General features: G+C 63.7%; 15 protein-coding genes. 4 read left to right on the top strand and 11 right to left on the bottom strand.

Annotated features, from left to right (window positions below; genetic code table 11):
• Positions 1 to 15: 15 nt before the first annotated feature.
• Positions 16 to 987, bottom strand: a complete 972-nt coding sequence (cysB, locus tag IZU87_RS02165; protein WP_043333969.1) for an HTH-type transcriptional regulator CysB — start codon at positions 985 to 987, stop codon at positions 16 to 18.
• 176 nt (positions 988 to 1,163) lie between these two features.
• Between cysB and IZU87_RS02160 the strand changes: the two genes are divergently transcribed.
• Positions 1,164 to 1,940 carry a sulfite exporter TauE/SafE family protein gene (locus tag IZU87_RS02160; RefSeq protein WP_043333970.1) on the top strand — a complete coding sequence of 259 codons (777 nt, stop codon included), beginning with the start codon at positions 1,164 to 1,166 and terminating at the stop codon, positions 1,938 to 1,940.
• Between the two features lie 250 nt (positions 1,941 to 2,190).
• Positions 2,191 to 2,514 (top strand): thioredoxin, encoded by a 324-nt coding sequence (trxA, locus tag IZU87_RS02155; RefSeq protein WP_043333971.1) that lies wholly within the window; start codon positions 2,191 to 2,193, stop codon positions 2,512 to 2,514.
• Positions 2,515 to 2,648: 134 nt separating this feature from the next.
• Here trxA and IZU87_RS02150 read toward each other — a convergent pair whose 3' ends face one another.
• From IZU87_RS02150 to IZU87_RS02130, 5 genes are all read right to left on the bottom strand, one after another.
• The gene (locus IZU87_RS02150) at positions 2,649 to 3,947 is read right to left on the bottom strand and encodes an AI-2E family transporter (RefSeq protein ID WP_249330387.1); all 1,299 of its coding nucleotides are present in this window, start codon (positions 3,945 to 3,947) and stop codon (positions 2,649 to 2,651) included.
• A 355-nt stretch (positions 3,948 to 4,302) separates the two neighbouring features.
• The gene (locus IZU87_RS02145; protein ID WP_213113530.1) at positions 4,303 to 6,114 is read right to left on the bottom strand and encodes an acyl-CoA dehydrogenase C-terminal domain-containing protein; all 1,812 of its coding nucleotides are present in this window, start codon (positions 6,112 to 6,114) and stop codon (positions 4,303 to 4,305) included.
• A 472-nt stretch (positions 6,115 to 6,586) separates the two neighbouring features.
• Positions 6,587 to 7,351, bottom strand: a complete 765-nt coding sequence (locus IZU87_RS02140) for an SDR family NAD(P)-dependent oxidoreductase (protein WP_213113529.1) — start codon at positions 7,349 to 7,351, stop codon at positions 6,587 to 6,589.
• Between the two features lie 127 nt (positions 7,352 to 7,478).
• The gene (locus tag IZU87_RS02135) at positions 7,479 to 9,143 is read right to left on the bottom strand and encodes an AMP-binding protein (protein ID WP_213113528.1); all 1,665 of its coding nucleotides are present in this window, start codon (positions 9,141 to 9,143) and stop codon (positions 7,479 to 7,481) included.
• Between the two features lie 259 nt (positions 9,144 to 9,402).
• Positions 9,403 to 10,020 carry a TetR/AcrR family transcriptional regulator gene (locus IZU87_RS02130; protein ID WP_213113527.1) on the bottom strand — a complete coding sequence of 206 codons (618 nt, stop codon included), beginning with the start codon at positions 10,018 to 10,020 and terminating at the stop codon, positions 9,403 to 9,405.
• Between the two features lie 117 nt (positions 10,021 to 10,137).
• Here IZU87_RS02130 and IZU87_RS02125 point away from each other — a divergent pair, with 117 nt between their 5' ends.
• Positions 10,138 to 11,358 carry an acetyl-CoA C-acyltransferase gene (locus tag IZU87_RS02125; protein ID WP_249330386.1) on the top strand — a complete coding sequence of 407 codons (1,221 nt, stop codon included), beginning with the start codon at positions 10,138 to 10,140 and terminating at the stop codon, positions 11,356 to 11,358.
• A gap of 145 nt (positions 11,359 to 11,503) precedes the next feature.
• On the opposite strand, the gene pstB is transcribed toward IZU87_RS02125, so the two are convergent.
• The 5 genes from pstB to IZU87_RS02100 all read right to left on the bottom strand — a co-directional run bounded on the left by pstB (position 11,504) and on the right by IZU87_RS02100 (position 17,340).
• Complete coding sequence (gene pstB / locus IZU87_RS02120) at positions 11,504 to 12,346, bottom strand: phosphate ABC transporter ATP-binding protein PstB (RefSeq protein ID WP_153635115.1); 843 nt, start codon at positions 12,344 to 12,346, stop codon at positions 11,504 to 11,506.
• Between the two features lie 81 nt (positions 12,347 to 12,427).
• On the bottom strand, positions 12,428 to 13,594 hold the full coding sequence (pstA, locus tag IZU87_RS02115; protein WP_043333976.1) for a phosphate ABC transporter permease PstA: 1,167 nt from the start codon (positions 13,592 to 13,594) through the stop codon (positions 12,428 to 12,430).
• Positions 13,595 to 13,608: 14 nt separating this feature from the next.
• Positions 13,609 to 14,865, bottom strand: a complete 1,257-nt coding sequence (pstC, locus tag IZU87_RS02110; RefSeq protein ID WP_043333977.1) for a phosphate ABC transporter permease subunit PstC — start codon at positions 14,863 to 14,865, stop codon at positions 13,609 to 13,611.
• Between the two features lie 128 nt (positions 14,866 to 14,993).
• Positions 14,994 to 16,010, bottom strand: a complete 1,017-nt coding sequence (locus IZU87_RS02105) for a substrate-binding domain-containing protein (protein WP_043333978.1) — start codon at positions 16,008 to 16,010, stop codon at positions 14,994 to 14,996.
• 112 nt (positions 16,011 to 16,122) lie between these two features.
• Positions 16,123 to 17,340, bottom strand: a complete 1,218-nt coding sequence (locus IZU87_RS02100; protein WP_054555389.1) for a Bcr/CflA family multidrug efflux MFS transporter — start codon at positions 17,338 to 17,340, stop codon at positions 16,123 to 16,125.
• A 324-nt stretch (positions 17,341 to 17,664) separates the two neighbouring features.
• On the opposite strand from IZU87_RS02100, the gene tal reads away from it, so the two are divergent.
• The gene (gene tal, locus IZU87_RS02095) at positions 17,665 to 18,603 is read left to right on the top strand and encodes a transaldolase (protein WP_043333980.1); all 939 of its coding nucleotides are present in this window, start codon (positions 17,665 to 17,667) and stop codon (positions 18,601 to 18,603) included.
• Positions 18,604 to 18,665: the final 62 nt, after the last annotated feature.

The raw sequence follows: 18,665 nt of genomic DNA, 5'->3' as shown, positions 1-18,665 counted from the left end.
TCAGTCCACCGGCACTCAGCGCACCGGCAGCTCGATGTCGTGGAAGATCTCGTGCTCGTGGCGCGGGCCGGCGGCCAGTGCCGCTTCGACGCGCTCCCGCGTCAGGTGCGGCGCGAAGCGCTCGACGAATTCGAACATGTAGCTGCGCATGAAGGTGCCGCGACGGATGCCGATCTTGGTCGTGGAGCTCTCGAACAGATGCGTGGCGTCCAGCGCGACCAGGTCCTCGTCGGCCACCTCGTCCACCGCCATGTGCGCGACGATGCCGATGCCCATGCCGAGACGCACATAGGTCTTGATGACATCGGCGTCCGAGGCGGTCAGCACCACGTTGGGCGCCAGGCCGTGGGACTTGAAGGCATCGTCCAGCTGACTGCGGCCGGTGAAGCCGTAGGTGTAGGTGACCAGCGCATAACTGGCCAGCGACTCGAGGGTCAGCTCCTCGCCATTGGCCAGCGGATGATCCTTGGGCACCAGCACGCAGCGGTTCCAGCGATAGCACGGCAGCAGGATGAGGTCGTTGAACAGCTCCAGCGACTCGGTGCAGATAGCGAAGTCGGCCTGCCCTTCACTGACCATGTTGGCGATCTGCTTCGGCGTGCCCTGCTGCATGTGCAGCGCGACATCCGGGTACTTGCGCGTGAAATCGGCGATCACCGGCGGCAAGGCATAACGCGCCTGGGTGTGCGTGGTGGCGATCGACAGGCTGCCGCGACGGTCGTCACTGTGCTCCTGGGCGACGTGCTTGATGTTCTCCACCGTGCGCAGCACCTGGCTTGCCAGCTCGACGATGGACTCGCCGGCCGGGGTCACCCGCGTCAGGTGCTTGCCACTGCGTGCGAAGATTTCGACGCCAAGTTCATCTTCCAGCAGACGAATCTGCTTGGAAATGCCCGGCTGGGAGGTATACAGACTTTGCGCGGTGGCGGACACGTTCAGGTTGTGGCGGGTGACTTCCCAGATATAACGCAACTGCTGGAGTTTCATGCGGCTTCACTCTCCTGAGAAGCACCATCGACGCGACGCGGCGTGACAGTGGCCCGGACATGGCCGGTCACCTTGCTAAGATGATCGGGCGATAAAATCATGAATAATGATTCCTTTCGGGAATATACGCTCAAGAGTAGATTGGCGACAGTAACCTGACAAGGGGGTAGGTAGGGATGGAAGTCACACAACTGCTGCTATACGTGCTGGCAGGCGCCGGAGTGGGTTTCGCGGTCGGTGTCACTGGCGTGGGCGGCGGCTCGCTGATGACGCCCCTATTGTTGATGTTCGGCTTCCCGCCGCACATCGCCGTGGGCACCGACCTGCTCTATGCCTCCATTACCAAGGCGGGCGGCGCCTTCGCGCACCATCGCCAGGGCCATGTGGACTGGACCATCGCCCGACGCCTGGCCATCGGCTCGCTGCCGGCGGCGCTGTTGACGATTGCGGTCCTGCATACCTTCTTCACTGACCCCACCGCCTACGCGGGCCTGATCAAGGGCATGCTGGGCGTGATGTTGATCCTCACCGCCGGCGTGCTGCTGTTCAAGAAGCGCCTGCTGGGGCTGATCAGCCCGGAAAGCTTCATCGTACGCCACGCGGCACCGCTGACCGTACTGTCAGGCATCGTGCTCGGTGTGTGCGTCACCCTGTCCTCCGTGGGGGCCGGCGCCTTCGGTGCTGCCGTGCTGATCATGCTGTTCCCGCTGTTGAGCACCGCGCGCATCGTCGGCACCGATATCGCTCACGCGGTACCGCTGACACTGGTCGCGGGACTGGGCCACCTGTGGCTGGGCAATGTCGACTTCCTGTTGCTCGGCGCATTGCTGGTCGGCTCACTGCCCGCCATCAGCCTGGGCGCACGCCTGACACGCCACATGCCCAGCGGCCTGCTGCAGGGCCTGCTGACGACCCTGCTGCTGGGACTGGGCATCCGTTACGCCTTCTTCTGAGCTCTCCTAGCTGCGGGATCCTTCGCACAGGCAATACCAAAGTCGGGGCGGGCAATCCACATTGCCTGCCCCGTTGCTATTCCCTCAAACCAATAAAACAGCTATAAAAACACTAGCGATCATAACCCCGTGCTATTGAGCCGATGGACAATGCCCATTTGTCAGTGATGCAAAGTGGCGCTACCATCGGACGCAGCCTGCATGTCCGGCAATGCCGCAGACAGCGAAACGAATCCCCTGGAGAAACAAGATGTCCAATCACGTCGATGTCACCGGCGCCAACTTCGAACAGGAAGTTCTCAACGCTGAAGCCCCGGTCCTGCTGAAGTTCTGGGCCCCGTGGTGTGGTCCGTGCAAGATGATGGCGCCGGTCGTCGAAGAAGTCGCCAACGAGAAAGGCGAAGGCCTGAAGATCGTCAACGTCAATGTCGATGACGCGCCGGAAATCGCCGCCGAGCAAGGCGTGCGTGGCGTGCCGACCGTGATCCTGTTCAAGTCCGGCGCCAAGGTCGCCTCTCTGGTCGGTGCCCAGTCCAAGGGTCAACTGAGCCAGTTCATCGAGCAGAACCTCTGAGTCGACTTGCTGACAGGTGACTGCCCCGCCAGTCACTGCGCACTGATTCGATAACCAAAGGCCCCGTCACGCTATGCGTGACGGGGCCTTTGGCATTCAGGCAGCGGGTCATCCACGCAGAGCTGGCTCGCGGGTCATTCCTCCGCCAAGCGTCGACGACGGCGAATCCGGCGCACGGAGGGGCCCAGCAGACGCGCCGCCCAGCGCGTGCCCGGGTGCGAGTCGAAGGCGATCTTGAGCGTCATGGTGATCGGCACTGACAACAGCATGCCCACCGGCCCGAACACCCAGCCCCACACCACCAGCGACAGGAAGGCGGCCAGCGTCGACAGTCCCAGGGTGCGCCCCATCACGCGCGGTTCGATCAAGTTGCCGAGAATGAAGTTGATCGCCAGATAACAGCCGCCCAGCATCAGCGCCTTGACCACGCCGCCTTCCGGCATCACCAGCGTCAGCAACACCGCAGGCACCGCGGCCAGCGCCGAGCCGATGTTGGGGATGTAGTTGAGGCAGAAGGCCAGCGTGGCCCACAGGAAGGCGAACTCCACATCGAGCACCAGACAGCTGATCGCGACCAGTCCCCCGGTCACGAGGCTGATCAAGGTCTTGACCGCCAGATAGCGGCGCAGCGTCAGCGAGAACAGCGTGAAGCGGCGCAGACTGACATGCGGGCTGCGCAGCGTGCTGACCAGCTTGTCGCGCAGTGACAATGCCTCATAGAGCAGGAAGGTGGCCGTCAGCACGATGATCACGCTCGAGGACAATAACCCCCCAAGTCCGGTCAGCAGGTTCGGCACCCACTGGGTCAACGAGGCCGGATCGACCAGCTCGCTGAAACGGGCCGGCGCGATGGATACGCCGCTGTCCGCCAGCCATTCCAGCATGCTCTGATACTGTTCGCGCAAGCTCTCCTCAAGCTTGGGCATCTCATCGCTGAACAGGGTGAAGCGCGAGACCAGCAGCGCCGTCAGTGACGAGAACAGCACGCAGACCGTCAGGATGACGATCGGCACCCCGAAGCGTTGCCCGATGCCGTGACGGGCCAGCCAGCGCACCGGCGCATCGCAGACCGCAGCGACGAACACCGCCAGCAGCAGCGGCACCACCAGGTCCGCCGCCAGCTTGAGGCCGCCGATGATGATGACCACTGCGGCCATGCCGACCAGCAAGGGGTGAATCTCCAGCGCGCGGCGCACGTTGGGCGCGTGGCGAGAACGTCCGGAGCGTTCGAGCGCCTCCTGCTGACGCTCGTCGCGTGGCACCTGCATGCGTGTCACGGTCTCCTCGATGGAAGTGCCCTCACTGACGCTGCGTGGCTCGCCAACGCTATCGTCAGGCGCTTGCGCATCGGCCATCTGCGCCTCGGCCATCTGCGCCTCGGGCGGCACTTCCTCGTGTCGCGATCTTTCGTCAGGCGTATCGTTCGCGTGCATCCTGCGCCACCTATCCTGTCAGTGCTTGCCATCAGTACTTGCCATAAGTACTTGCGCGTCGCTGCCCCGCGGGTTCCTCGGGACAGCCTTCGATGCGCCTATCTTGGGCGCATGCCTGTCACAAGCCAAGACTGAAACGAGATTGATTGCTCGTGTCGGGGAAAACCCGCGCCTCCCTCAAGACGCACAAAAAATGGGGAGACCGAAGTCTCCCCAAGGGTACCGAGTCAGAGCGCACTGACTGGAGGCATAAGACACGACTGTTGCCGATACATCGAACTGCTGAGTCTTGAAGCTGCTGTAAGGCTTGAAACTGCTGTCAGGCTTGAAACTGCTGTCAGGCTTGAAACCGTCATCAGATCTCGAAGCCGCTGCCGAAGCCTTCCACCATCGGCGCCATCAGCGTCTCGCCACCGGCACGAATCATCGCGGCATGGCCTTGCGTGCGCGGCAGGATGCGCTGGAAGTAGAAGCGCGCGGTATCCAGCTTGGCCTGATAGAAGGCAGCGTCCCCTTCGCCGGCCGCCAGCGCGGCCCTGGCCGTCTCACCGGCCCGCGCCCACAGGTAGCCCAGCGTGACGTAGCCGGCATACATCAGGTAATCGACACTGGCCGCGCCGACCGCTTCGCGGTCCTGCATCGCGCCCATGCCCACCGCCATGGTCAGCTCGCCCCATTCACGGTTGAGCTCGGCGAGCGGATTGGCGAACTCGCTGCCTTCGCTGGCCTGACAGAACTTGTGAATCTCCTTGGTGAAGACCTTGAGCGATTCGCCCTGGCTCATCAGGATCTTGCGGCCCAGAAGGTCCAGCGCCTGGATACCGGTGGTGCCTTCATAGAGCAGAGTGATGCGCGCATCGCGCACGAACTGCTCCATGCCCCACTCCTGAATGAAGCCGTGGCCGCCATAGACCTGCACGCCGTGATTGGTCGCCTCGAAGCCGGTCTCGGTCAGGAAGGCCTTGACGATGGGCGTCAGCAGGCCGAGCAAGGTATCGGCACGCGCCTTGTCTTCACTGTCCGGGGCGTTCTCGACGATGTCATTGAACTGGGCGGCATACATCACCAGCATGCGCCCGCCCTCGGCGATGGCCTTCTGGGTCAGCAGCATGCGGCGCACGTCCGGATGCACGATGATCGGGTCGGCCGCCTTCTCCGGCGCCTTGGCGCCGGACAGGGCACGCATCTGCAGACGGTCACGCGCATAGCTCAGCGCATTCTGGAAGCTGGCCTCGGCCAGCGCCACGCCCTGGATCCCTACCCCGAGACGCGCGGCATTCATCATGGTGAACATGCAGGCCAGCCCCTTGTGCGGCGGACCGACCAGATAGCCTGTGGCGGAATCGAAGTTCATCACGCAGGTCGCGTTGCCGTGAATGCCCATCTTGTGCTCGATGGAGCCACAGCTGACGCCGTTGCGCTCACCGGCCTCGCCATTGGCGTCGGGCAGGAACTTGGGCACCACGAACAGCGAGATGCCACGCGAGCCTTCCGGAGCATCCGGCAGCTTGGCCAGCACCAGGTGCACGATGTTCTCGGAAAGATCGTGCTCACCGGCCGAGATGAAGATCTTGGTGCCGCTGATGCGGTAGCCCTTGCTGCCATCGCTGTCATCCAGCGGCACGGCGCGGGTCTTGATCAGCCCCAGGTCCGTGCCGCAATGCGGCTCGGTCAGGCACATGGTGCCGGTCCAGCTGCCTTCGACCAGCTTGGTCAGATAGGTCTGCTTGAGCACCTCGCTGCCGTGATGCTCGAGTGCATTCATCGCGCCATGCGACAGGCCCGGATACATGCCCCACGACAGGTTGGCGGAGGCGACCATTTCCGAGAGCACCATCGCCAGTGACGGCGGCAGACCCTGACCGCCATGTTCCGGTGAGGCAGCCAGACTCGGCCAGCCGCCCTCGACATACTGCTGATAGGCAGCCTTGAAGCCGCTCGGCGCCTTGACCTCGCCGCCCTCGAAGGTACAGCCCTCGCGGTCGCCCGACTGGTTCAGCGGCGTCAGCACCTCATGAGCGAAGCGTGCGCCCTCCTCGAGGATGGCGGTCACGATATCGTCGCTGGCCTCATCGCCACCCGGCAGGCTGGCATAGTGCGCGGGATAGTCGAGCAGCTCATTCATCACGAAGCGGATGTCGCGCAACGGCGCCTGATAGTCCGGCATGCTTTACTCCTTGAGCCGTCGCGACGCGGCGGCGCTGACCTGAACAACGACAGGTGGCGGCAGGACGCTTGTCAGGCGGCGCAACACTCACTCGAGCAATGAAGAAGCGAGTCGCTGGCGGCGAACAGGTCTGACGCAACACTATCAAACATGTGTTTGAAATTAACGCCTCTTTCGCCATACCGTCAAGCGGTCGTTTGATTTCTGGCCTGCGACATTGGTGGCAAGCCCTGTTTCATCAATGGCAAGTCCTGTCTTCAGGCCGCGCCGCGCGCACGACAGACATAAAAAGACACACACCAAAAACAGACACACACCAAAAACAGACACAAAAAAGCCCGACCGCAGCCGCGGTCGAGCAATATCTCCCCCAGAGATAACCTGTCCTGCAAGATTCCTTGTGTACCGTGCTCTCTCCAGAAAGCTGATCCAGAGAGCCCGATCCAGACGATAAAGGCCTTGCCCGCCAGCCTCAGGCCATGCGAATGCTGCCATCGAGGCGGATCACTTCCCCGTTGAGCATGCTGTTGGTGATGATGTGCTCGGCCAGACGCGCGAACTCATCGGGCTTGCCCAGACGCTTGGGAAACGGCACCGCCTCGCACAGCGCTTCGCGAGCCGGCTCCGGGATGCCGGCCATCATCGGTGTCTCGAACACGCCGGGCGCGATCGCCATCACGCGAATGCCATGGCGTGCCAGCTCGCGCGCCATCGGCAGCGTCATGCCGGCGACCCCGGCCTTGGAGGCGCTATAGGCACACTGCCCTACCTGGCCGTCGAAGGCCGCGACCGAGGCGGTATTGAGAATGATGCCCCGCTCACCGTCCTCGCCCTCGGCGGCATTGCGCGCCATGCGTGCCGCCGTCAGGCGCGCCACGTTGAAGGTGCCGCTCAGATTGATCGCTAGCGTCTTCTCGAAGCCCTCCAGCGGAGCAGGCTCGCCATCACGGTCCACCAGCTTGGCGACGCTCACCACGCCGGCGCAGTGGATCACGCCATGAATGGCACCGAAGGTCTGCTCCGCGACATCCAGCGCGGCCTCGACACTGGCGCTGTCGGTGATATCGCAGTGGCAGAAGCGTGCCGCCTCCCCCAGCGCCTCGGCCTGTTCACGTGCGGCCTCGGTAAGGTCCGCCAGCACCACCTGGCCGCCGGCCGCGACGATACGTGAGGCCGTGGCGGCCCCGAGGCCGGATGCTGCGCCGGTGATCAGAAAGCAGTGGTCGGCGATCTTCATGAAACGAGTCTCCCGAAAGGTGATGGCAGGAAAGGTGATGAGAGGCCGGTGGTGACAGGCGCGTGGTAACACACAAGCCCCGCCGGATAGCCGACCATGCCTGAGAGCCGTATGTATGGCTCGGTGTTCAGCTCGCGCGCGCCTGTGCCCGCAGCAGGAAACGCTGGATCTTGCCCGATGGCGTCTTGGGCAGGCTGTCGACGAAGTCGATCTCGCGCGGATAGCTGTGCGCCGAGAGTCGCTGACGCACGCTGGCGCGAATTTCCTCCGCCAGCTCGTCACTGCCGACATGGCCATCGCGCAGCACCACATAGGCCTTGATGATCTCGCCACGCAGCGCATCCGGCTTGCCGACCGCCGCCGATTCCGCCACCGCCGGATGCACCAGCACAGCGTTCTCGACATCCGCCGGGCCGACGCGATAGCCCGCGGTGGTGATGATGTCGTCATCACGCCCGGCAAAGGTGAAGCGGCCATCGGGCTCTGCCACCACCACGTCTCCGGTCAGGTAATAGCCCTCGACGCAGGGCTGCTTCTCCTGCCAGGTGTAGCCGGCGAAGAAGTGCGCGGGCGAGCGGGCGATATCCACCGCCAGCACACCCGGCTCGCCCGGCGGCAGTTCACGATACTCGGCGTCGAGCACGGCCAGACGATAGCCGGGCAGCGGGAAGCCGACACTGCCGACCACGACCTCATGGGCCAGCGCGTGATGATTGCAGCAGGTCATGCCGGTCTCGGTCTGACCGTAATGGTCCATCACCGCACAGCCCAGCTCCCGCGCGACCCAGCCCACCACCTCAGTGTTGAGGGGCTCACCGGCGGAGCTTGCGACCCGCAGGTTCAGGCGCTCGAAGGCACCTTCACCGAGCCCGGAGGCCTTGAGTATGCGATAGGCCGTGGGCGCGGCCGCGAAGTTGTCGATGCGATGACGCTCCATGAACGCCAGCCCGCCTTCTGCACTGAACGGCGCCTGCATGAAGTAGGTGGTGGCACCCAGCAGCAGCGGGCCGGTGATGGCGTAGTAGAGGCCGTATGCCCAGCCGGGGTCGGCCATGTTCCAGAAGCGCTCGCCGGGGCGCAGGTCCACCGCCAGGCGTTGATAGAGCCAGAAGGCAGGCAGCGCGTTCAGCGCCACTGCCACACCCTTGGGCTTGCCGACCGTGCCGGAGGTGAACATCTGCAGGAAGGGCGCCTCCGCCGGAAGCCACACCGGCGGCTCGGTCAGTGGCTCGCTCTGCATCAATGTCTGCCAGTCGAGATCGCCCGCCTCCAGTGCGTCTCCCTCACCGCGCACGCAGATGATCACGGGATGGCGGGCAAGCTCAGTGAACTTGCTGCGCTGGCTCGTCTCGGTGATCACGATCTGCGTCTCGGCGCGCGACAGGCGATAGTCGAGCGCATCGGTGCCGAAGGCGGTGAACAGCGGCTGATAGACGGCGCCCAGCCGCCAGGTCGCGGCCAGCGCGATCATCAGCTCCGGCGTGCGCGACAGCATGCAGGCGACCCGCTGCCCCGCCATCACACCCTGAGCCTTCAAGGCAGCCGCCATCCGCGCGCTCTGCTCATCGAGCTGTGCGTAACTCAGCTCACGCACCCGGCCCTGTTCGTCTTCATGGACCAGCGCGATACGATCGCCCTGCCCGGCGCGCAGATGACGCCCGACACACGCCTCATAGGCATTGCCGAGCTCGCCCTCGCCGTCGAGCGGCGTGGTGAACAATTCATCGCGCAGCGCCTGGATATCGAAGGCGGCCAGATAATCGCTCAGCGTCTGGCTGGCGGCGGGTTGCATGGCGTGTGAATTCGCAGGTGCGACAGATGCAGCAGAGGCGGCGCGTGACGTGCGGTTTGTTGTTGTATCGCTTGGCGTCATGGCGTGACTGGCTCCTGAGTGGTGCTCCGGGGCGATGTGAGATGACTGGGCGCCAGCCATCTACAGTTAACGTAAACGTCAAGTTAGCGACAAGCCTGTCGGGCGGCAAGCATTGTGACGCTCGACTGACCAAAAGTTGCAGAGGCGGTGTAACGGACGCCGTGCAGCAGACACTCGCTCAGGGCAGACGACACAGGCTGTCGACCAGCGCCTCGGCCAGCTCATCGGGGGAGCGCTCTCCATCGGGGCGATACCAGCGTACCGTCCAGTTGAGCGCGCCGAGCATGAACTGGCGCAGCAGCGCGGCGTCGCCCTTGAGCAGCCCTGCGGCCACGGCGGAGGCGATGGCGTCACGCCACAGATCCTCGTAGTCATCGCGCAGCTGGACGAGATGCTCGCGCGCCGGGCCCTCCAGCCGCCGCCACTCATAGAGCGCGACCACATGGGCATTGCGATCCGTGAGCAGCGTGTCCAGATGTGCACGCGCCAGGGCCAGCAGTCGCTCACGCGCCTGCTGCTGCGATGCCGCCGAGGCGGTCACTTCGCTTGCCTGGTACGGCTCGCAGCGCGCCAGATGCTCACGGGCGATGGCCAGCGCACTGAACATGCCCTCTTCGATCACGGCGCACAGAATTTCCTGCTTGTCGGCGAAGTGATGGAAGAGACTGCCGGACTTGATGCCCATTTCCTGGGCCAGCATGCGGACGGTGGTGCGATCGAAACCCTCCTCGACGAACAGGCGGGCAGCGATACGGACCAGCTCCTTGCGACGGGGTGAGGCGGTGGCTACATTCATCGTATAACTAGCGCTTGCTTGGTTTATGGGATTGAATGGATCAAAGCATAGCCACGCAGTGATCACAACGCCGACTGCACGACTCGATCTTCCAATAACAAGACACAGGAGACCGTCATGACGACCGCTTCCCGCACCATGCCAAGCCCCGCCGCCAGCGCCGATGACATCGTGATTCTCGCCGGCGCCCGCACGCCGATGGGGGGCCTCAAGGGCTCACTCTCGACGCTGAGCGCACCACAGCTCGCCGCCGTGGCCATCAAGGCAGCCATCGAACGCGCTGGCCTCACGCCTGCCGATGTCGACGAGGGCATCTTCGGCTGCGTGCTGCCCGCCGGCGTCAAGCAGGGCCCGGCGCGGCAGGCCATGCGTCAGGCCGGCGTGCCGGACAGCATCGGCGCCACCACCATCAACAAGCTGTGCGGTTCCGGCATGAAGGCTACCATGCTGGCGCATGACCTGATTCGCGCAGGCACCAACCGCATCATGCTGGCCGGCGGGATGGAATCGATGTCCAACGCCCCGCATCTGCTCACCCAGGCGCGGGGCGGCTATCGCCTCGGCCATGGCGAGCTGAAGGACCACATGTTCTTCGATGGGCTGGAAGACGCCGAGACCGGCAAGCTGATGGGCGTGTTCGCCCAGGAAGTGGCCGATGCCCGCGGCTATGACCGCCAGCGCATGGACGACTTCGCCATCGAATCGCTCAGACGTGCCATGACAGCCACCGAATCGGGGGATATCGCACCGGAAATCGCCGCCGTCACGGTCAAGAGCCGCAAGGGCGAGAGCGTGGTCGAGCAGGACGAGCAGCCCTTCCAGGCCAATCTCGACAAGATTCCCACCCTGCGTCCGGCCTTCGCCAAGGACGGCACCATCACCGCCGCCAACGCCAGCTCCATCTCCGACGGCGCCTCGGCGCTGGTGCTGACGCGCCGTGATGAAGCCGAACGACGCGGGCTGACCGTCAAGGCGCGTATCCTCGGACACAGCACCCACTCCCAGCACCCCAGCGAATTCACGCTGGCGCCCATCGGCGCCATCGACACGCTGATGAAGCGCCTGGAGTGGACCACGGAAGACGTCGACCTGTTCGAGATCAACGAGGCCTTCGCGGTGGTCACCCTGCTGGCGATGGACGCCCACGACATCCCGCACGACAAGGTCAATGTCTTCGGCGGCGCCTGCGCCCAGGGGCATCCGGTGGGCTCCACCGGCTCGCGCATCATCGTCACCCTGATCAACGCGCTGGAACGCCGCGGCAAGAAGCGCGGCATCGCGGCGCTGTGCATCGGCGGCGGCGAGGCCACCGCGATCGCCGTCGAACTGGAAGACTGATACGAGACAGGCGACAGACAAAGCATTGCTCTGAAACGACACGAGGCCCGGATCAATGATCCGGGCCTCGTGTCGTCGTGCGACCTGCGATGCTCTCAGGCAGCGATCAGGGGCTCAGCCTTCCGAGCCCTGACGCTGGCGCCGCTTAGCCATAGCGACCGGTGATGTAGTCCTCGGCCTTCTTGGTATTCGGGTTGGAGAACATGGTCTTGGTGTCGTTGTACTCCACCAGCTCACCCATGTGGAAGAAGGCGGTGTAATCGGCGACACGTGCCGCCTGCTGCATGTTGTGCGTCACGGTGACGATGGAGAACTGGGTCTTCAGCTTGTCCATCAGGTCTTCGATGGTCGCGGTGGAGATCGGGTCGAGTGCCGAGGTCGGCTCATCCATCAGGATGACGTCCGGCTTGACCGCGATGGCACGCGCGATGCACAGACGCTGCTGCTGACCACCGGACAGCGAGGTGCCCGGCTGATCGAGAATGTCCTTCACTTCTTCCCACAGACCCGCATCACGCAGCGCGCTCTCGACCAGATCATCCTTGTCGGCGCGACGGCTGACCAGGTCGTGCATGGTCGGCGCGTAGGCGATGTTGTCGTAGATGGACTTGGGGAACGGGTTCGGCTTCTGGAACACCATGCCGACGCGACGACGCAATGCCACTTCATCCATGTTGCGCGCGTTGACGTCACGGCCATCCATCTCGACCAGACCTTCGATGCGCACGCTGCGGATCAAGTCATTCATGCGGTTCAGGCAGCGCAGGAAGGTCGACTTGCCACAACCGGACGGGCCGATCAGGGCGGTGACGTTCTTCTGGAAGACATCGATGTTGATGTTCTTCAACGCCTGCTTCTCGCCGTACCACAGGTTGAGGTCTTCCACGCGAATGGCCAGCTCGTGGTTGGCATCTTCGTTGATGACGACCGGGCTACCGGGACGAGTGGCGGCGGCAGGCTTGGCGGGAGTGGCGACGGTGCTGTTCATGTCTCGTATTCCTTGATGAGTCGTGGGCCAGGGCTAAGGGTGGAAGGCGACCGGCCAATCGGCGGGCCGCCTCGCAACTGCCTACCAGCGACGCTCGAATTTCTTGCGCAGCATCACGGCTGCGGCATTGAGTAGGATCAGCACTGACAGCAGCACCAGGATGCCCGCCGCAGTACGTTCAACATAGGCCTGCTCCGGCTCGCCCGCCCAGGTGAATATCTGGGCCGGCAGCACGGTGGCAGCCTGGGTGATGGCGGTCGGCGCATCCGGAATGAAGGCCACCATGCCGACGATGATCAACGGCGCGGTCTCGCCCATCGCCTGTGCCAGGCCGATGATGGAACCGGTCAGGATCCCCGGCAGCGACAGCGGCAATACATGGTCACGCACCACCTGCCAGCGGGAGCAGCCGACGCCGAAGGCGGCCTGACGAATGGTGTCCGGTACGCTGCGCAGCGCCGAGCGCGTGGTGATGATGATCACCGGCAAGGTCATCAGACCCAGCGTCAGACCACCGACCAGCGGGGAGGAACGCGGCATGCCGAAGAAGTTGATGAAGATCGCCAGACCCAGCAGACCGAACAGGATCGACGGCACCGCCGCCAGGTTGTTGATGTTGATCTCGATGGCCTGGGTGAAGCGGTTGTCCGGAGCGAACTCCTCCAGATAGACCGCCGTCAGCACGCCGACCGGGAAGGCGAAGGCCAGCGTGACCAGCAGCGTCAGGATCGTGCCCATCGCGGCCGACCAGATACCGGCGTATTCCGGCAGCTTCGAATCACCGGTGGTGAAGAAGTTGATGTTGAACTTGAGCTCGGCCGTGCCGTTCTCGATCATGCGGTCCAGCACGGCGGTCTGCTTGGGCTTCAGGTGTGACTTGTGGCCCTTGAGGTACTGGTCGACCTGATCATCGGCGATTACCCAACGGTCGATCGTCTGCCCCATCAGGCTGGCGTCAGCGGCCATGTCGCGCGGCAGCTGGCGCAGCCAGCCGCGGCTGACCAGATCACGCACGTCTTCTTCCACCGCTGCCAGCGGGATTTCCTGCGACTGCTCGCTGTAGGTGACCGGTACGTGCAGTTCTGCCTGCTGGAAGGCCGGATAGCCGCGCATGACCATGTCGCCGATGAAGACCACCAGGAAGGTGGCGGCCAGGGCGAGTGCGCCCATGGACATGAATTTCAGGCGCTTGGTGCGGCGATGACGGCCCTTCAGCTGGGCCGAGATATCGTCGAATGAATGGCTCATGTCTAGTCTCGGCCTCAGAGGTTGTTGGCGCTGTACTTCTCACGGAAGCGGCGGATCAGGACCACCGAGACCATGTTCAGCAGCAGAGTGACAACGAACAGCACCAGACCCAGCGCGAAGGCCGACAGAGTCTCGGCACTCGCGAATTCCTGGTCGCCGGTCAACGCGGCAACGATGCGCACCGTGACGGTGGTCATGTCTTCCAGCGGGTTGGCGGTCAGGTTCGGACGCATGCCCGCCGCCATCACCACGATCATCGTCTCGCCGAGGGCGCGTGACATGGCCAGCAGAGACGCGGAGATGATGCCCGGCAGCGCGGCCGGCAGGATGACGTTGCGGATGGTCTCGCCGTGGGTCATGCCCAGCGCCAGAGAGCCCTGACGCATGGTGTCCGGCACGGAGGTGATGACGTCATCGGACAGTGAGGAGATGAACGGAATGATCATGATGCCCATGACCAGACCCGGCGCCAGCGCGTTGTTGTAGGACGCCTCGATGCCCAGCGGCGAGAAGATGTCGACGATCAGCGGCGCGACGGTGATGGCGGCGAAGAAGCCGTAGACCACGGTCGGGATACCGGCGAGCACTTCCAGCACCGGCTTGGCGACGGTACGCACGCTCTCGGGGGCGAACTCTGCCATGTAGACCGCGGCGAGCAGGCCGATGGGAATGGCCACCAGCATCGCGATCAGGGTAATCATGAAGGTACCGGCGAACAGCGGTACGGCACCGAAGTTGGCGGTGCTCTCGACGCCTTCACCACGGCCGGCGGCCATCTGGAAGCTGTTGCCCGGATCCCAGGTGGTGCCGGTGATGAAGGTCCAGAAGCTTTCCATCTGGAAGAAGCGGATGGCCTCGAAGATGATGGAGACCAGAATGCCGAACGTCGTGACGATGGAGATCATCGCCGCGCCGATCAACACATAACGAATGAGGGTCTCGATGGCATTGCGCGCATGGAAATCAGGCTTCACCAGGGCGAGGCCGATGACCAGGCCGACGGCTGCGACGACCAGACTGGCGATCAGCAGCTGCATGCCTTCGATATCGATATCTGCGGTGGCAATCGCAACGACGGCTGCCAGACCGACCAGCAGAGCAGGCCCTGCGCTGGAGATTGCCGTGAACCAGCCGTACTGATCCGGCTGGGCGTACATTTCAGCACCGCTGGCACGCACACGCTGTGCCTTGCTGCGGCCGCTGAAGAAGGCCACCAGGCCAGCCAGCGCCACGATGCCTATGAAGAAGAGAAAGATCTGCTGAGTCTGCATCTTTCGGGTCCCGGAGTCGCGTTGTTCACAGGGGGAAGGCTTCATGCCTTGCGAAACCCTGCGACCAGTCAAGCAAACGGGCCGGCTGCCAAGGGCAACCGGCCGCGTCAGAGGGTCAGCTGCGTTGCTTACTTCTGGAGATCGGCCAGAGTCAGCTTGGTGCGCTCAGCGACCTGCTCGCGAAGCGTGGCGCGCTCTTCCTTCGGCAGCGGGATCAGACCGATGCCCTTCAGGTAGCCCAGCTCACCGATCATCTTCTCGCTCATGAACAGGTCGTTGTAGGCCTGCTGAGCCGGCACGTCATCCTTGTGCTGGTTCTTCACGTAGTAGAACAGGGAGCGGGAGACCGGGTACTCGCCAGAGGAGATGGCATCGGCTTCCGGCTGCACGCCATCGATGGAAGCACCGACGACCTTGTCAGCATTCTCTTCGAGGAAGGAGTAGCCGAAGATACCGAAGGCTTCGGTGTTCTCGACCAGCTTCTGGATGATCAGGTTGTCATTCTCGCCGGCAGCGATGTAGTGACCGTCCTGACGGATGTTGGTGTAACCCTCACCGCCGTAGCCTTCCATCTCTTCGGTGGAAACTTCCATCACCAGCTCTTCGAAGGCGTCACGGGTACCGGAAGTGGAAGGCGGCCCGTAGACGGTGATCTTGCGGTCCGGCAGGGAGGAGTCGATCTCGGACCACTTGGTGTAGGGGTTGTCGACCAGCTTGCCGTCGACCGGCACCTGAGCGGCGACCGCCAGGGTGATCTGCTCACGGGTCAGGTCGATGCTGCCATCGCGGACAGACTGGGCGAAGGCGATACCGTCGAAGCCGATCATGGCTTCGGTGATATCGGTCACACCGTTCTCTTCACAGCGCTCGAATTCAGACGTCTTCATGCGACGAGAGGCGTTGGTGATGTCCGGAGTGCTGTCACCGACACCTTCACAGAACAGCTTCATGCCGCCGCCGGAACCGGTGGATTCGATGACCGGAGTCGGGAAATCGCTGGTGGCACCCAGCTCTTCAGCGACGTAGCTGGAGAACGGATAGACCGTGGAAGAACCCACGATGCGCAGCTGTTCACGGGCTTCTGCAGCACCAACTGATGCAGCGATGACAGCCACTGCGAGACCGGACTTGAGGAACGCCTTCATGCCTGAAACTCCTTGCGATAGGAATGAGCCAGTGAGGTGGCTTCTTGTCTACAGGGAGTACCTTGCCAAGCATTCATGACAACTGTGTGACAGTCGCCGGCTCAAGCCTTTCTCAGTCGGACGGCGTCTCATGGCGCGCCAGGGCGCGACGCCCTGCCAGCACCCGCAGCAGAATATTGCTGACCAGCGCCGTGCCCAGCATGCCGAGAATCATCGGCCACAGGCTGTCCATCGCCAGACCTGCGATCAACATGCCGATCACGGCGCCACTGGCAAACTGCATGCTGCCGATCAGCGCATTGGCCGTGGCGCTGATGCGCGGGAAATACTCCAGCGCCGAGGAGATCGCGTTGGGCGCCACCATGCCGTTGGCCCCGACGAACACCATCAGCAGCGGTGCGATGACGTAGAGCAGGTCCAGCCCCAGCGCCAACGCCGATACCAGCAGGATGGCCGCAGACAGCTGGATACCGATGCCGATGCGCAGCAGGCGCGGCGGCGACAGGCGTGACAGCAGGCGCACGTTGAGACGGTTGGCGGTGAACATGAACAGGATGTTGGCGCCGAACAGCACCGGGTACCAGGCCGCCGTCACTCCGAAATGCTGCATATAGACGTAGGGCGACGCGGTGATGAAGGCGAACATGCCACCGAAGCCCATCGCCTGCGTCAGCGCATAGCCCATCGCCGGCCCGTGGCGCAGCACGCTGGCATAGTCACGCGCGACCTGCAGGAGGCTGGCCGGCGGCTCGTCCGCCTCGCGCTTGCGTCGGGTCTCGGGCAAGCGCAGCGGCAACACCACCAGCAGGAAGGCGGCATAGGCGGCCAGGAAGGCGAAGATCAGCCACCAGCCCGCCATGCCCAGCAGCAGACTGCCGATGGCAGGCGCGATCAAGGGCGCCAGCATCATGATCACCGCGACGGTGGACAGCACCTTGGCCGCCTCGCGGCCACTGAAGCAGTCGCGCACGATCGCCGAGGAATTGACCACCGAGGCGCCGCCGCCCAGCGCCTGCAGGAAGCGCAGCGCATAGAGCCCCTCGAGGCTCTCGACCTGGGTGATGGCCAGACTCGCCAGCAGGAAGACGAAGATGCCTGACAGCAGGACCGGCTTGCGCCCGATACGGTCTGACAGCGGGCCGAAGATCAGCTGCCCCAGCGAGAAGCCGAGCAGGAAGACCGACAGCGACAGCTCCGTATGGTGCACCGTGGTCGCCAGGTCTTCTGCCATGGCCGGCAATGCCGGCAGATAGGCATCGATGGCCAATGGAGCCAGGGCCGTATTGGCCGCGACCAGCAAGGCCAGCTGACGGGTTTGACGCTTGTCCACATCCCCTCCTGCAATCGTTTGTCGATGGTATGTCCACGTGCCGAAAACGCCACGCCCTTGCCGTCAGATGACGACAGTGGGCGCGCCGCCGCACAATTGATACAGTTGACCTACACAGGTGACGAATGTCACATCACGCTGATGAAATCCCCGCGGATCATTCACTTGGGGCGATCGGCCCGAGATGCCTTCACAGCCGGCAGGCGTGGGTGCACACTCGGTGGCAGCGCTCGCTCCGGCGGCCCCTGCCCTTCACCTCTTGCCTTATTCATGAGGGCCACTCACCCCTTCGGGTGGCTCACGCTCAGTACAGGAAACTCTTGCATGGCACAGGACAAGCTCTCCCAACTCAAGGAAATGACCACCGTCGTCGCCGACACCGGTGACCTCGAGGCCATTCGTCGCTTCGCGCCCACTGATGCTACCACCAACCCGTCACTGATCCTGCAGGCCGCTCAGGACCCGTCACGTCGCGAGCGCCTGACCGAAGTCGCGCGCAAGGCCACCGACATCGATGATGCCGTCGATGCCGTGGCCGTGGATATCGGTACCGAGATCGCCGGCCTGGTGCCGGGCTATGTCTCCACCGAGGTCAGCGCCCGCCTGTCCTTCGATGCCGACGAGACCATCCGTCGCGCGCATCGCATCATCGAGCGCTACGCCGCCAATGGCGTCGGTCAGGAACGCATCCTGATCAAGACCGCCTCCACCTGGGAAGGCATTCGCGCCGCCGAGAAGCTCGAGCGCGAAGGCATCCGCACCAACCTGACGCTGCTGTTCAGCTTCGCCCAGGCCCAGGCCTGTGCCGATGCCGGCGTGACGCTGATCTCGCCCTTCGTCGGTCGTATCCTCGACTGGCACAAGGCCAATCAGCCGGACGCCGACTTCAGCGGCGACAACGACCCGGGCGTGAAGTCGGTCAAGGCCATCTACGAGCACTACAAGGGCCACGGCTACAAGACCATCGTGATGGGCGCCAGCTTCCGCAACACCGGCGAGATCGAAGCGCTGGCCGGCTGTGACCGCCTGACCATCTCGCCGGCACTGCTGGGTGAGCTGGCCGAGAGCACCGGCCCGCTGGAACGTCGCCTGCTGGCCGCCGATGCCGAGCAGAACGTGCCGGAAGTGCTGACCGAGTCCAACTTCCGCTGGGACATGAACGAAGACGCCATGGCCACCGAGAAGATGGGCGAAGGTATCCGCAAGTTCATGGCCGATCAGCGCAAGCTCGAGACTCTGCTGGCCGAACTGCGCAGCCACTGAGCCAACCGAGCATAGCGCCGATGATGAGCTCTTGTTAAGCAAGAGCTCATTGAATGGCCAAG

Source organism: Cobetia sp. MC34, assembly GCF_018340035.1.
Lineage (GTDB): Bacteria > Pseudomonadota > Gammaproteobacteria > Pseudomonadales > Halomonadaceae > Cobetia > Cobetia amphilecti.
The sequence above is the reverse complement of the archived record's forward strand: the minus strand, read 5'-3'. Positions and strand labels throughout refer to the sequence as shown.

Coding starts and splice junctions, on each gene's coding strand:
- trxA (WP_043333971.1), top strand. CDS start 2,191: ATGTCCAATCACGTCGATGTCACCGGCGCCAACTTCGAACAGGAAGTT.
- IZU87_RS02130 (WP_213113527.1), bottom strand. CDS start 10,020: ATGAATGTAGCCACCGCCTCACCCCGTCGCAAGGAGCTGGTCCGTATC.
- IZU87_RS02150 (WP_249330387.1), bottom strand. CDS start 3,947: ATGCACGCGAACGATACGCCTGACGAAAGATCGCGACACGAGGAAGTG.
- tal (WP_043333980.1), top strand. CDS start 17,665: ATGGCACAGGACAAGCTCTCCCAACTCAAGGAAATGACCACCGTCGTC.
- pstB (WP_153635115.1), bottom strand. CDS start 12,346: ATGAACAGCACCGTCGCCACTCCCGCCAAGCCTGCCGCCGCCACTCGT.
- IZU87_RS02105 (WP_043333978.1), bottom strand. CDS start 16,010: ATGAAGGCGTTCCTCAAGTCCGGTCTCGCAGTGGCTGTCATCGCTGCA.
- pstC (WP_043333977.1), bottom strand. CDS start 14,865: ATGCAGACTCAGCAGATCTTTCTCTTCTTCATAGGCATCGTGGCGCTG.
- cysB (WP_043333969.1), bottom strand. CDS start 987: ATGAAACTCCAGCAGTTGCGTTATATCTGGGAAGTCACCCGCCACAAC.
- IZU87_RS02140 (WP_213113529.1), bottom strand. CDS start 7,351: ATGAAGATCGCCGACCACTGCTTTCTGATCACCGGCGCAGCATCCGGC.
- IZU87_RS02125 (WP_249330386.1), top strand. CDS start 10,138: ATGACGACCGCTTCCCGCACCATGCCAAGCCCCGCCGCCAGCGCCGAT.
- IZU87_RS02135 (WP_213113528.1), bottom strand. CDS start 9,143: ATGCAACCCGCCGCCAGCCAGACGCTGAGCGATTATCTGGCCGCCTTC.
- IZU87_RS02160 (WP_043333970.1), top strand. CDS start 1,164: ATGGAAGTCACACAACTGCTGCTATACGTGCTGGCAGGCGCCGGAGTG.
- pstA (WP_043333976.1), bottom strand. CDS start 13,594: ATGAGCCATTCATTCGACGATATCTCGGCCCAGCTGAAGGGCCGTCAT.
- IZU87_RS02145 (WP_213113530.1), bottom strand. CDS start 6,114: ATGCCGGACTATCAGGCGCCGTTGCGCGACATCCGCTTCGTGATGAAT.